The sequence below is a fragment of the Asanoa iriomotensis genome (genome assembly GCF_016862515.1).
Lineage (GTDB): Bacteria > Actinomycetota > Actinomycetes > Mycobacteriales > Micromonosporaceae > Asanoa > Asanoa iriomotensis.
In genome coordinates this window covers 13,954-26,940 of the sequence record NZ_BONC01000028.1, presented here as the reverse complement: position 1 = coordinate 26,940, position 12,987 = coordinate 13,954, and the positions used below count along the sequence as shown (strand labels likewise).

The window sequence follows — 12,987 nt, the reverse complement described above, 5'->3', positions numbered from 1 at the left end:
TTACCTTGCCATCTCCCGTACCGCGAGACCAAGAGTGAGATGACCGACTTCGCGACGCTGCTGCGCGGCAAACCCCTGATGGCCATCCTCCGCAACGTGCCGGTCGAGCGGGCGGTGGCGCTCGCCGAGACCGTGTGGGCGAGCGGCCTCGGCGCCGTCGAGGTGCCGATCCAGACCCCCGAGGCCGTCGAGTGCCTGCGCGCGGTCGCGTCCGCCGCGGCGGCGCACGGCGCGGTGGTCGGCGCCGGCACGGTGGTGACGGTCGACCAGGTCAAGCTGGCCAAAGAGGCCGGCGCGGTGTTCACCGTCGCGCCAGGGCTCGACCTCGACGTGGTCGCCGCCAGCGCGGCCGCCGGCCTGCCGCACCTGCCCGGCGTGGCCACCCCCTCTGAGGTCCACCATGCGGTCAAGGCCGGCTGCACCTGGCTCAAGGCGTTCCCCGCCGGCTCGCTGGGCGCCAACTGGCTGCGCGAGGTGCGCGGGCCGTTCCCCGACGTGCGGTTCGTCGCGACCGGCGGCATCGGCCCGCACAACGCCCAGGACTTCCTCGCCGCGGGCGCGCAGGCGCTGGGTGTCGGTGGTGCCGTGACCCGCGAAGGCGGGCTGGACGAGCTGCTCGCGGTGCTCAGGGCGTGACGTCGGTGCTGCTGCGCAGCCGGCGGCCCCAGGTCAGGTAGGCGATCGAACCCACCGGCTGCACGAAGATCGCCGGCCACCAGAGCGCCTTGGGCCCGCGGACCAGGTGCTGCGGGCGCTGGAGCAGGTCGAGAGCGGCGGCGGTCGTGCAGACCACCTCGACGGCCGCGAGGGTGACCACACCGGCGCGGCGGAACGTGCCGAGCCCCGCCCAGAACTCGCGGAGTGCGGCTGCCTGGCTGGGCCTGGGTGCGGTTTCGTCGGCCATGCCCCGAACGTACCCCCGGATCGGCCCGGGACCGCGCCGCTCGCGTAGTTTGGTGCCCGATGGATGGTCTGGTGAGGCCGCGGTCGCTGGCCGAGCGGGTGCCGCTCGCCGACTACCTCGACCGGATCGACGCGGTCGACCCCGTGCTGCACGCCTTCCTGCCGGAGCCGGGCCGGCGTGCGCGGGTGGCGGCGGCCACGGCCGGGGTGCCACTCGGCGTCAAAGACATCTACCGGGTCGACGGCCTGCCCACGCGGGCCGGGTCAAAACTGCCGCCCGAGCTGTTCGAGGGTCAGGAGGCGTCGCTGGTGACCCGCCTGCGCGCGGCCGGCTATGTGGTGGCGGGCAAGACCGTGACCGCCGAGTTCGCCAGCAGCGCACCCGGGCCGACCCGCAACCCGCACGACCTCGCGCACACGCCGGGCGGCTCCAGCAGTGGCTCGGCGGCCGCGGTCGCCGCCGGGATGGTGCCGGTCGCGCTGGGCTCGCAGACGCTCGGCTCGGTGGTCCGCCCGGCGGCGTTCTGCGGCGTCGTCGGCTTCCGCCCGACCCACGGCCGGGTGCCGGCGGACGGGATGCTGCCGCACTCGCCGTCGCTGGACACGGTGGGCTGGTTCACCGCCGACGTGGCGGGCGCCGCGCACGTGGCCGCCATCGCGTGTCCAGGATGGACAGACGCCGACCCGGGGCCGGAACCCGTGCTGGGTGTGCCCGCGCCCGAATATCTGAGACAAGCCGACGCGGTGGCCCGGCGGGCCTTCGAGGGACAGCTCGCCGCTCTCCGGGACGCCGGCTACGCAGTGCGTACCACAGAGTTTCTGTCTCATATGGACGTAGCCGCGATGCGGGTGATCAACCGATACGAGCTCGCCCGCAGCCACGAAGGCTGGTTCACCGACCACGCCGACCGCTACCGCCCCCAGACCGCCGAAGCCGTCCGGGAAGGGCTCGCGCTCACGCCTGACGACTACGCCAAAGCCCTGAGGTGGCGCGACGACTTCGTCGCGGCGTACGACGACACGGACGTCGACGTCTGGGTCACGCCGGCCGCACCTGGCACGGCACCCCGCGGCCTCGACCACACCGGCGACGCGGCGATGTCGATCCCGTTCAGCGTGGCCGGTGCCCCGGCAGTGAGCGTCCCGGCCGGTCGCGCCGGTGGACTGCCGCTGGGTCTACAGCTCGCCGGCCACCGCGGCGCCGACGAGCGCCTGCTCGCCTGGGCCGCGATGATCGCGAAAGTCGTCGCCGGCCCGCTATAGTGGTCGGCGATGTGAGCCGCTGACACCACCCGCGCCCGCGACCGAGGCACTGCCCGGCGGGCGAAAGCTCCCATTTTCTTCCCGGTGGTGCCGTCATGTCCAAATCCCCCCTGCTCGCCCATGACCTCGTCCGCACGTACGGCGGCAGCCGCGTGCTCGACGGCGTCTCCCTGACCGCCGCGCCCGGTGACCGGATCGGCCTGATCGGTGAGAACGGCACCGGCAAGTCGACGCTGCTGCGCCTGCTCGCCGGCGTCGACGTCCCCGACGGCGGCACCGTGGTGCGCCCGCCCGACCTGGGCTTTCTCCACCAGGAGATGCCGTTCGACCCGGCCGCGACGATCGCCGACGTGGTCGACGACGCGCTGCGCGAGTCCCGCGCGTTGCTGGCCGCACTCGACCGGCTCAGCGCCGCCCTGGTCGACGACCCCATCGGACCGCTCGAGGAGTACGGCGACCTGCTCGACCACGCGCAGGAGACCGACGCCTGGGACGCCGACCGCCGCGCCGGCCTGGTGCTCACCGGACTCGGCCTGGGCGACCTGCCGCACGGCCGGACGCTCGCGCAGATCTCCGGCGGGCAGCGCGGCCGGCTCGCGCTGGCCGCCATGCTGATCCGCCGCCCGGCCGCGCTGCTGCTCGACGAGCCGACCAACCATCTCGACGACGCCGCGGCCGCGTTCCTGGCGGAGCAGCTCACCGGGATGCCCGGCGTCGTGGTGCTGGCCAGCCACGACCGGGCGTTCCTCGACGCGGTCTGCACGGACCTGGTCGACCTCGACCCGGCCGTCGACGGACCGACCCGGTACGGCGGCAACTACACCGCCTACCTGGCCGAGAAGCGGGCCGAACGGGACCGCTGGGAGCGCCGGTTCGCCGACGAGCAGGAGGAGCTCGCGGAGCTGCGGCAGGCGGTCGCGGTGACCGCGCACCAGGTCGCGCACGGCCGGCCGGCCCGCGACAGCGAGAAGATGGGCTTCGGGCGTACGACCGGGCGGGTCGAGCAGCAGATCTCCCGCCGGGTCCGCAACGCGCGTGGGCGCCTCGAGGACCTCGAGCGGGCGCAGGTGCGCAAGCCGCCGGAGCCACTGCGGTTCCGGGCGCCGGCGCTGGCCAGCGCGGCCGCCGAGGGCCTGCTGGTGTCGGCCCGCGACCTGGTGGTGCCGGGCCGGCTGCGGCTGGACCGCCTCGACGTGTCGGCGACCGACCGGCTGCTCGTGACGGGCGCCAACGGCACGGGCAAGTCGACGCTGCTGGCGGTGCTGGCCGGCGGGCTCGCGTACGACGGTGCCGTGCACCGCCGCCGTGGCCTGCGGGTCGGTCTGCTCACGCAGGACACGGTCTTCGATCGCCCGGACCGCACGGCACACGAGACGTACGCGGCGGCGCTGGGTCCCGACCGGGCCGAGGCGGTGCCGCTGCGCTCGCTCGGCCTGATCGGCCCCCGGGACGCGGCCCGCCCGGTCGGCGAGCTGTCGGTCGGTCAGCGCCGCCGCCTGGCGCTGGCCCTGCTGGTGGCCGACCCGCCGGAGCTGCTGCTGCTCGACGAGCCGACCAACCACCTCTCGCCGCGCCTGGCGGACGAGCTGGAGGACGCGCTGGGCCCGGGCCCGGGTGCGGTCGTGGTCGCCAGCCACGACCGCTGGTTGCGGGACCGGTGGGCGGGCCGCTACCTCGGGCTGTAGTTCTTGCCGAGCGGCGCACCCGGGATCGGCTTGGCGATCAGCGCGACCGGTACGAAGAAGCACATCTGGGCGATCACCAGCGTGAGCGTCCACAGTGCTTTCTCGTCGTAGTGCGCGGCCGCCCGGGCGTGCAGCTCGTCCGGCACCCGCTCACCGGACGGGTTCGGCGTCAGGACGGCCTCGACCAGCTCCAGCGCCACCCGCTCGGCGTCGCTGAAATAGGGGGCGTCCCGCCACGACGCGACGGCGGTGATCCGGTCCTCGGTCTCGCCCGCGTCGCGCAGCTCACCGGTCTGCCGGACGGTGTGGTAGGTGCTGCCGACGAGCTGCCCGGCGCGCAGCTGCACCAGGTGGATGGTGGTCCGCGGCACCGTCCCGTTGAGCACCAGCTTGTTCATGCCGCCGGCGACCGGACCGATCTCCGGAAAGAGCTCCATGGGGTCGGCCATCCGGGAGCGGATCTCATTGGTGGACATGACAGGTTTCCCTCCGTGTGGGTTGCTGCCGGGTCCGACGAGCCGGGCGACCGAAACGTCAGGGCTTCCGCACGGCGGGGATCAGCGCGAGCGCGGGTACGAGCACCAGCGGCACCACCAGCAGCGCCCGCAGCACGCCGACGTGGTCGCCGAGGAACCCGACGAGCGGCGGCCCGGCCAGGAACGCGGTGTAGCCGATGACCGCGACCACGCTGACCCGGGCCGGCGCCAGGTGCTCGTCGTCGGCGGCGGCGCTCATCCCGACCGGGAAGCCGAGCGAGGCGCCGAGCCCCCACAGGGCGACGCCGCACAGCGCCAGCGTCACGGAGCCGGCGAGCACCGCGAGCAGCGCACCGGCGGCGGCCGCCAGCATGGTCCCGAACAGGACCGGCCCGCGTCCCCAGGCGTCGAGGGCGGCGGTGCCGACGGTGCGGCCGACGGTCATCGCGACGACGAACACGCCGAACGCCGCCGCACCCGCGGCCGCACCGACCTCGTGCCCGTCGACGAACGCGACGGCGAGCCAGTCGTTGGCGGTGCCCTCGGTGAACCCCATGACCAGCACCAGCAGGCCGACGAGCAGCGTGCGCGGCTCGCGCCAGGCGGCGAGCACCCGCGGGCGGGCCGACCGCGGCTGGTCGCCCTCGGCGGTGTCGGGCAGGAACGCGGCGGTGGCGAGCACGGTGCCCGTGACCATGACGACGGCGGCGACGGACAGGTGCACGGCGATCGGCACGCCGACCCGCGCGCAGGCGGCGCCGGCGAGCGCTCCGCTGACCGTGCCGAGGCTCCAGGCCGCGTGGAAGCGCGGCATGATCGTGCGGGCGAGCCGCCGCTCGACCACGGCTCCTTCGACGTTCATGGCGACCTCGCAGGTGCCGCTGCCGTAGCCGAGCGCGAACAGGCCCACGGCGGCGATGGTCGTCGAACCGAACACGCCCGCGCCGATCCCGGTCAACGCCAGTCCCGCGGAGGCGAGCGTGGTCGCGGCGGCCACGGTCTTCGCGGACCCGAGCCGGTGCACGGTCATGCCGGCCACCGGGAGGGCGAGCACGGCACCACCGGAGAGCGCGAGCAACAGCGCGCCGAGCTGGCCGGCGCTCAGGCCCAGCGCGTCGCGGGCGACCGGCACCCGGGCGAACCACGACGCCAGCGCGACGCCGTTGAGCCCGAACACGAACGCCACCGCCGTCCGGGCGCGCAGCACGTCACGGTCGATGGCGGCGGTCGATGGCGGCATGCGCGCAATCGGAACGTGAGGCCGTTCGTAACGCAAGCCTTAAGTGGCCGGTGCCACAGTTCAGCCCGTGACGCCGGCGAGCAGCGTGGCCTTGAGTGGCGCGGGGGCGGCGCTCGCGTCGATCGCGCAGCGGGCCAGGTCGGCCTGTGCGGCCGGATCCGTGGTGACCAGCTCGTACTGGGTGGTCAGGTCCGCGCCGAAGAGCAGCGGGTCGTCGGTGCCGAGGGCGACCGGCACGCCCGCCGCGCGCAGCGCCGCGATCGGCAGGTCGCCGATCGTGGCCACGCCCAGCGGTGGGTAGGAGGTCGGGCAGACCTCCAGCGCGACGCCCCTGGCCGCGAGCAGCTCCTGGGTGGCGGGGTCGCGCATCGCGGCCAGACCGTGCCCGATGCGGTGCGCGCCGAGCAGCCGGACGCAGTCCGCGACGTGCGCCGGCGGCGTGTAGAAGCCCGCGTGCGGCACGATCCGCAGACCCGCGTCGGCGGCGACCCGGCACGCCGGCACCATCGACTCGACCGTGCCCAGGCGCTCGTCGTTGGACAGACCGAAACCCACCACACCCTTGCCGGCGTACGCGGCCGCGAGCGTCGCCAGGCGCAGGGCGTGCGCGGGATCCGCCGCCCAGCTCGCCGCGACGACCAGGCCCATCGGGATCGGCGCCCGGGCGGCACCGGCGAGCGCCGCCTCGACCGCGCCGGCCAGGCCGCCCGCCACCGGCGCGTACGACGTCGGGTCGATCTGCAGTTCGATCCAGCCCGCGCCGCAGGCCGCGTCGTCGGTCGCGGCCTCGACCACCACGCGCGCGATGTCGGCCGGGCCGCGGATCGCGGCGCGGGCCAGGTCGTAGCGCTCCTGGAAGGCCGGCCACTCGTGCACGGTGCCGGCGGCGAACGCCGGCGGCAGGCGCAGGCCGTCGCGCGCGGCCAGCTCGGCCAGGGTGGCCGGGCGCATCGCACCCGTGAGATGCAGGTGCAGGTTGGTCTTGGGTAGCGTCGCGGCAGTCACCCCGGGAAGAGTACGGAGGCGTCATGTCGCTGGAGAGCATCACCGCCCAGGCCGCGGCCGCCGCGCGCGAGCTGGCCACCTGGTCCGGGCAGCGGCGCCGGGACGCCCTGCACGCCGCCGCCGAGGCGCTCGAAGCAGCCGCCGGGCCGATCGTCGACGCGGCGATCGCCGAGACGGGACTGACCAGGCAACGGCTCGAGGGCGAGCTGGCCCGCACGACCGGCCAGCTCCGCCTGCTCGGCGAGTTCGTCGCCGCCGGCCGTGACCGGCCGGTCGTCCGGTCCGACGGGGCCGCGCCGGGCGGTGGCGACATCGTCGCGATGCGGGTGCCGATCGGGCCCGTCGCGGTCTTCGCGGCCTCCAACTTCCCCCTGGCTTTCGGTGTGCTGGGCGGCGACACCGCGTCGGCGCTGGCCGCCGGCTGCCCCGTCGTCGCCAAGGCGCACCCGGCGCAGCCGGAGACGGCTCGGCTGATCGCCGAGGCGGTCACGCCGGCGCTGGGCGGTCCCGCGGGCACGTTCGCCGTCGTGCACGGCGGCGTCGAGGTGTCGCTCGCGCTGGTGCGGGCCCCGCAGATCCGCGCGGTCGGCTTCACCGGCTCCGCGGCGGGCGGCCGCGCGCTGATGGACACGGCGGCGGCCCGCCCCGACCCGATCCCGGTGTACGCCGAGATGGGCGCGCTGAACCCGGTCTTCGTGTTCCCGTCGGCGCTGGCCGACGAGCGCTGGCCCGGGACCCTCGCGGCCGCCGTCACGGGCTCGGCCGGGCAGCTGTGCACCAAGCCCGGCCTCGTGGTGGTGCCCGCGGGTGACGCCGGCGCCGCGTTCGCGGACCGGCTGGCCGCCGAGGTGGCCGCCACGCCCGCGTTCGACCGGCTGCTGACGCCCGCGATGGCCGCCGCCCACGCCGCCTGGCGCGACCGGGCCCCGGCGACCGAGGGCGCGGCCACCGCACCGGAGGGCGGTGCGACACCGTTCGCGGTCCGGGTCGACGGTGCGGCGCTGAGCGGCGAGCTCCTCGACGAGCACTTCGGCCCGACCGTCGTGATCGCACAGTCGGCTGTGGACGGTTACGGCGACCTGGCCGCCCGCCTCGACGGCAGCCTGACCGCGACCGTGCTGGCGGGGGAGGGCGACGACGACGCGGTCCGCGCGCTGCTGCCGGCGCTGGTCGACCGGGCGGGCCGGGTCATCTACAACGGCGTGCCGACCGGCGTCGCGGTCGTCGACGCGATGCAGCACGGCGGCCCGTGGCCGGCAGCCTCCGGCGCGTTCACTTCGGTCGGCACAGGGGCCGTCGAACGATTCCTGCGCACGGTCGCCTTCCAGAACCTGCCGGAGCGGCTCACTCGCTGACCAGCCGGGCGCGCACCAGGTCTGCCTGGGGCAGGTCGCTGCCGTCGAGCAGCGTGTCGGCGTGTGCGACCAGGGCGTCGGAGTCGGCCTGCCGGCCGAGCGCGCGTAGCTGTTCGGCCCGCCAGAGCAGGTTGAGTCCCTGGTTGGCGCGGTTGCCGAGCGCGCCGAACAGGTCGGCGGCCTGGGCGTACATCGCCTCCGCACCGTGTGGGTCGCCGCTGTGCGCCTTGGTGTGTGCGGCCGCCTCGGTCGCCGCGGCCATGCCCGGGCGGTGGTCGACGCGCGCGAACGCCGCCATCGCCTCGGCGTGCCGGCGCGCGGCCGTGTCGAGGTCGCCGGCCGCGTCGGCCAGGTTGCCGAGTTCGATCAGCGCGTAGCCCTCGCCGCTCCAGTTCGCCGGCCCGCGGAACTCGGCCCGGGCCCGCTCGACCAGCGGCACCGCCTCGGCCGCGCGGCCGACCAGCGCGTACGCCGTGCCCAGCATGAGCAGCACCCAGCCCCGCTCGTGCACCTGCAGCGGCGCGGTGGCGGCGAGGTCGCGGGCACGCTCCAGGAGGGTCACCGCCGCGGCCGCGTCGTGCCGGCTGAGCATCAGGGACCCGAGGTCGCCGAGCACCTGCACCTCGCGGCGCTCGTCGCCGACCGCCCGGAAGTGCTCCTGGGCCGCGGTGAGCGCGGTGACCGCCTCGCCGTGCCGCCCGGCGTCCCGCAGCGCGGTGCCCAGCCCCTGGCGGGTGAACGCGATCCAGTCCGGGTCGCCGATCGCCGACCACTCGGCCAGCGCGTCGGTCAGCAGCGCGACGCCGGTGCCCACGTAACCGAACGCGGTCTCCACCTGGCCGAGCCGGGTGCGGGCCTTGGCGGCCGCGACCCGGTCGCCGACCGCCTCCTCCGCGCGCAGCCGGTCCCGGCTGATGGTCAGGAAGTGCGACTGCTCGACCCGGTGCAGCAGGCTCTCGTCGGCGGCCAGCGCCAGCCGCGCCGCCTCGGCGGGCGCGCCGTGGTCGACCAGGTGGCCGACCGTGAGGGCGACGTTCTCGGCCTCCGCCTCGGCGGCCGGCAGGTCGGCGCCGGCCAGCATCGCGGCGTACCAGTCGACCAGCCGGTGCAGCGCCGGCGCGGCCTCCTCCGGAGTCTCGGCCAGCCGCTCGCGGGCGAACAGCCGCATCAGGTCGTGCAGGCGGTAGCGGCCGCCGCCGGCCGCCTCCAGCAGGCGGGCGTCGACCAGAGCCTCCACGATGGACTCATTGCCGGCCAGTGCGCCCGCGGCGCCGGTGGCCAGGTCGCGACCGGGGTACGCGCCGAGCGCGCGGAACGCGGTGCGCTGCTCGCCGTCGAGGTCACGGTAGGCGGTCGCGAAGCTCGCCCGTACCCCCAGGTCGCCGACGCTCAGCTCGTCCAGCCGCGCCCGCTCGTCGCGCAGCCGGGCCGCGAGGTCGGCCAGCGACCAGGCCGGCCGGGCCCGCAACCGGCCGCCGGCGACCTGGAGCGCGAGCGGCAGCGCACCGCACGCGGCGACCACCTCGCGGGCGGCGGCCGGCTCCGCGGTGACCCGGTCGCCGGCGCCGGCGGACCGCAACAGGGCGAGCGCGTCGTCGTCGCCGAGCATCGCCAGCTCGATGCCGGCCGCGCCGTCGAGGTCGGCGAGCGGCGACCGGCTGGTGACCAGCACGAGACAGCCCGGCGCGCCGGGCAGCAGCGGGCGCACCTGTGCCGCGTCGCGCGCGTCGTCGAGCAGCACCAGCACCCGCCTGCCCGCGAGGGTGCTGCGGTAGCGGGCGGCGAGCCGGTCGAGGTCGGTCGGCCCGGACACCGGGGCGTCGAGCGCGTCGAGCAGGCCGGCGAGCACGGTCGTGGGGTCGGCGATCAGCCCGCTGCCGCCGCCGAGGGGCGCGAACAGCTGGCCGTCGGGATAGCTGCCGCGCAGTGCGTGGGCGGCGTGCGCGGCGAGGGCGGACTTGCCGACACCGGGCGGGCCGGTCACCACCACGACCGGGTGTCCATCGTCGACCGCCCGGCGCAGGCGGGCGAGGTCGTCGGCGCGACCGGTGTAACCGCCGGCGGAGCGCAGCTCGGCCGGGGTGGCGGCCGGCCGCGTCGGCTCGTCCGCGGCGCGGGCGTCCCGGACCGCGACGAGCACGGTCACCGCCGCCGCGGCGGCCACGACGAGCCAGGCGTACGGCGCCAGTGGTGCCAGCGGGCCGGGCAGCGTGCCACCGGTGGCCACGTTGACCGCGAGCGCGAGCAGCACGGACAGCAGCGTCGAGGCGAGCGCCGCCGACAGCAGCGCGCGGCGGCTTCGCATCTGCACCCCCGAGATCGACCAGGGGCAGTATGGCCGCGCGCGCGTCGCTCGCGCCAGGGTGGGTACACGCGAGGTAGGACGTCGATCTCCGAGGGGCACGCCTTACGGCATGGGTGCGGCGACACAGCAGCAGAGCACGGTGGGCGGTGTGGCGCGGTTGCGCGGTCGCTCGCTGCTGGTGCTGCTGATCTGCTGCTGCAGCATCTTCATCGTCGGCCTGGACACCAGCGCGCTCAACGTGGCGCTGCCGTCCATCCAGCGCGACCTGCACGCGTCGATCCAGGGCGCCCAGTGGACGATCGACGCGTACACCCTGGTGCTGGCCTCGTTCCTGATCCTGTCCGCGTCCACCGCGGACCGGATCGGCCGAAGACGCGTGTTCCAGGTGGGGTTGGCCATCTTCGGCACCGGGTCGCTGCTGTGCGGTCTCGCGCCGTCGCTGGGTTGGCTGATCGCGTTCCGGGTGCTGCAGGCGGTGGGCGGCAGCATGCTCAACCCGGTCGCGCTGTCCATCATCAGCAACACGTTCACCGAGCCGCGCGCACGGGCGCGGGCGATCGGCGTCTGGGGTGGTGTGGTCGGCGTCAGCATCGCCGCCGGACCGGTGCTGGGCGGGCTGCTGGTGCAGGCGTTCAGCTGGCGGGCGATCTTCTTCATCAACGTGCCCATCGCCGCCGCCGCGCTGGTGCTCGCCGGCCGCTACATCCGCGAGTCGATGGCCGCCGGGCGCCGGCGCTTCGACCCGCTCGGGCAGGTCCTGCTGATCACCGGCGTGGGTTCGTTGACGTTCGGGATCATCGAGGCGCCGATGCGCGGCTGGGGCTCGACCGAGATCATGTCCTGTTTCGCGATCGCGGTCGGTGCGCTGGTGGGGTTGGTGTGGTGGGAGTTCCACCACCGGGACCCGCTGATCGACCTGCGGTTCTTCCGGTCGCCGCCGTTCAGCGGCGCGGCGGCGATCGCGCTGCTGGCGTTCACCGCGCAGGGCGGATTCCTGCTGCTCAACACGCTGTACCTGCAGGACGCACTGGACTTCTCGCCGCTGGAGGCGGGCCTGGCCATCCTGCCGATGGCGGCGCTGATGGCGGTGGTCGGCCCGATATCCGGCCGGGTCGTGGGCCGCTACGGTCCCCGGCCCTCGCTGACCATGGGTGGTCTCTCGGTGCTGCTGGCCGGGCTGATCACCGTGATCCCGCACGACGACCCGCCGTACTCGCGGCTGTTCGTCGTCTACAGCCTGATCGGCTTCGGCCTCGGCTGGATCAACGCGGCGATCACCAACACGGCCGTCTCCGGCATGCCGAACCGGCAGGCCGGCGTGGCCGCCGGCATCACCTCCACGATGCGCCAGCTCGGCCAGACGCTCGGCGTCGCGATCATCGGATCGATCATCGCGGCGTACGTGACCGAGGTGGCGCAGACACCGGCGTTCATGTCGGCGTACCACGTCAGCTGGGCGGTGATCGGCGCGATCGGCCTGGCCAACCTGGTCATCGGCCTGGTCACGACCTCGCACCGCGCCCAGCGGTCGGCGCTGCGCAACGCCGACCGCATGGGCGCGGCCGCAAGGGACTAGACGACCCGCAGAGTGGCGGTCGCGGTGTCGGTCTTGCCGTCGACGGTCAGCCGGTAGACGAAGCTGTCGTGGTGCTTCGTGGTGTTCCGGTAGACGAAGCCCTTGCTGGTGGTGCGCACGATCGTGCCGTACGTGGGTGGCGTGACGATCTGCAGCGTGGCCGCCGTGGTGGCGGCGTCGTTGACGAGCACGCTGATGGTCTTCTGTTCGAGGTGTCGCACCTGGACGGTGTCGTCGACCGCCTTGGGCGCCTCGGTGAACGCGCCGCGGCCGTTGCCGATGAAGTGGACGACCTCGCCCGTGTCGAGGTTGTCCAGTCGCACGTCGAGCTTGCCGTCGCCGTTGGCGTCGAGCGCGTCGACGTCGTAGTAGCTTCCGTCGTCGCGCAGCGTGACCCGCTCGCCGTCGTCGAGGATGACGACAGCGGCGGTGTCCGGCGTCTGCGGGTAGGCACCGGTGTAGCCGATGACCAGGTCGGCGGCGCCGTTACGGTCGAAGTCGGCGAACTCGAAGCCGAAGTCGAGCGCCTGCTGGTGCACCGGGCCTGGGACGAGCTGCCCGGATGGCGTGTTCAGCCACGTGAGCAGGCCGCTGCCCTGGTCGGTCCACTCGTACACGTCGACCAGGTTGTCGGTGTTGAAGTTCTCCAGGCCGATGAAGCTCGGCTGGAAGATCGCGTCGAAGCCGCCGGCAGGTGTGAAGTCCTCGAGCACGATCAGGTCGGTGTCGACGCCGGGCGGCCGGCCCCAGAAGTACGCGAGCAGCAGCTCCGACGTGCCGTCACCGCCGAGGTCGAGGATCACGCCCATGTCGGGGCAGTAGTTGACCTCGGCCGGGTTCGGCCAGGTGTAGCGGGTCGCGGAGCCGAAGCCGCCGCCGGCCTGGCCCAGTTCGACGTCGACGCCGCACTCCTGGCTCGGCAGCTCGACCAGGGTGGCGCGGTCGGTGCGGCCGTCGCCGTTGACGTCGCCGAGCAGTGGCTCGCCCTGACCGCCCGCGTGCGCCGGTGCGGCGACCAACGTGGACGCCAGCGCGGCGACCGCCAGTGCCGCAAGAACTCGCTTAGCCCTCAATTCGTGTCCTTCCCCCGTGTCTGCCCGACCCGTGCGGCCGGGCTGAGTTGGCGGACCGTAACGCATTTCGTGCTCCTGGTGACAGCGCGTTGACCGGATCCCGACT

The 12,987-nt window shown here is 74.7% G+C and carries 11 protein-coding genes; 5 read left to right on the top strand and 6 right to left on the bottom strand.

Features of this window, described 5'->3' with window-relative positions; translation table 11 throughout:
• Positions 1-39: 39 nt before the first annotated feature.
• Positions 40-636, top strand: a complete 597-nt coding sequence (locus tag Air01nite_RS20305) for a bifunctional 4-hydroxy-2-oxoglutarate aldolase/2-dehydro-3-deoxy-phosphogluconate aldolase (protein ID WP_203704281.1) — start codon at positions 40-42, stop codon at positions 634-636.
• On the opposite strand, the gene Air01nite_RS20300 is transcribed toward Air01nite_RS20305, so the two are convergent.
• Positions 626-904, bottom strand: coding sequence for a PLDc N-terminal domain-containing protein (locus tag Air01nite_RS20300; protein WP_203704280.1), 279 nt, complete (start codon positions 902-904; stop codon positions 626-628). The genes Air01nite_RS20305 and Air01nite_RS20300 overlap by 11 nt on opposite strands.
• Before the next feature lie 71 nt (positions 905-975).
• On the opposite strand from Air01nite_RS20300, the gene Air01nite_RS20295 reads away from it, so the two are divergent.
• Together Air01nite_RS20295 and Air01nite_RS20290 are read left to right on the top strand one after the other, a co-directional pair.
• Entirely contained in the window at positions 976-2,166 is a 1,191-nt protein-coding gene (locus Air01nite_RS20295; protein ID WP_203704279.1) for an amidase, read from the top strand.
• A gap of 95 nt (positions 2,167-2,261) precedes the next feature.
• Positions 2,262-3,851, top strand: coding sequence for an ABC-F family ATP-binding cassette domain-containing protein (locus Air01nite_RS20290; protein ID WP_203704278.1), 1,590 nt, complete (start codon positions 2,262-2,264; stop codon positions 3,849-3,851).
• On the opposite strand, the gene Air01nite_RS20285 is transcribed toward Air01nite_RS20290, so the two are convergent.
• Genes Air01nite_RS20285 through Air01nite_RS20275 form a run of 3 tightly spaced genes read right to left on the bottom strand, consistent with a single transcriptional unit; the run spans position 3,836 to position 6,572 of the window.
• Positions 3,836-4,327, bottom strand: coding sequence for a carboxymuconolactone decarboxylase family protein (locus Air01nite_RS20285; RefSeq protein ID WP_203704277.1), 492 nt, complete (start codon positions 4,325-4,327; stop codon positions 3,836-3,838). The genes Air01nite_RS20290 and Air01nite_RS20285 overlap by 16 nt on opposite strands.
• A gap of 58 nt (positions 4,328-4,385) precedes the next feature.
• Positions 4,386-5,567 carry an MFS transporter gene (locus tag Air01nite_RS20280; RefSeq protein ID WP_203704276.1) on the bottom strand — a complete coding sequence of 394 codons (1,182 nt, stop codon included), beginning with the start codon at positions 5,565-5,567 and terminating at the stop codon, positions 4,386-4,388.
• 60 nt (positions 5,568-5,627) lie between these two features.
• Positions 5,628-6,572, bottom strand: coding sequence for an adenosine deaminase family protein (locus Air01nite_RS20275; RefSeq protein WP_239090831.1), 945 nt, complete (start codon positions 6,570-6,572; stop codon positions 5,628-5,630).
• A gap of 23 nt (positions 6,573-6,595) precedes the next feature.
• Between Air01nite_RS20275 and Air01nite_RS20270 the strand changes: the two genes are divergently transcribed.
• The gene (locus tag Air01nite_RS20270; protein ID WP_203704274.1) at positions 6,596-7,927 is read left to right on the top strand and encodes an aldehyde dehydrogenase family protein; all 1,332 of its coding nucleotides are present in this window, start codon (positions 6,596-6,598) and stop codon (positions 7,925-7,927) included.
• Here Air01nite_RS20270 and Air01nite_RS20265 read toward each other — a convergent pair.
• The gene (locus Air01nite_RS20265; RefSeq protein WP_203704273.1) at positions 7,917-10,232 is read right to left on the bottom strand and encodes an ATP-binding protein; all 2,316 of its coding nucleotides are present in this window, start codon (positions 10,230-10,232) and stop codon (positions 7,917-7,919) included. The two genes, Air01nite_RS20270 and Air01nite_RS20265, sit on opposite strands and share 11 nt — an antisense overlap.
• A 109-nt stretch (positions 10,233-10,341) precedes the next feature.
• Between Air01nite_RS20265 and Air01nite_RS20260 the strand changes: the two genes are divergently transcribed.
• Positions 10,342-11,808: an MFS transporter gene (locus tag Air01nite_RS20260; RefSeq protein WP_203704272.1), complete on the top strand. Its 1,467-nt coding sequence runs from the start codon at positions 10,342-10,344 to the stop codon at positions 11,806-11,808.
• Here the strand turns inward: Air01nite_RS20260 and Air01nite_RS20255 are convergent.
• Entirely contained in the window at positions 11,805-12,881 is a 1,077-nt protein-coding gene (locus tag Air01nite_RS20255) for an Ig-like domain-containing protein (RefSeq protein ID WP_203704271.1), read from the bottom strand. The genes Air01nite_RS20260 and Air01nite_RS20255 overlap by 4 nt on opposite strands.
• Positions 12,882-12,987 lie beyond the last annotated feature (106 nt).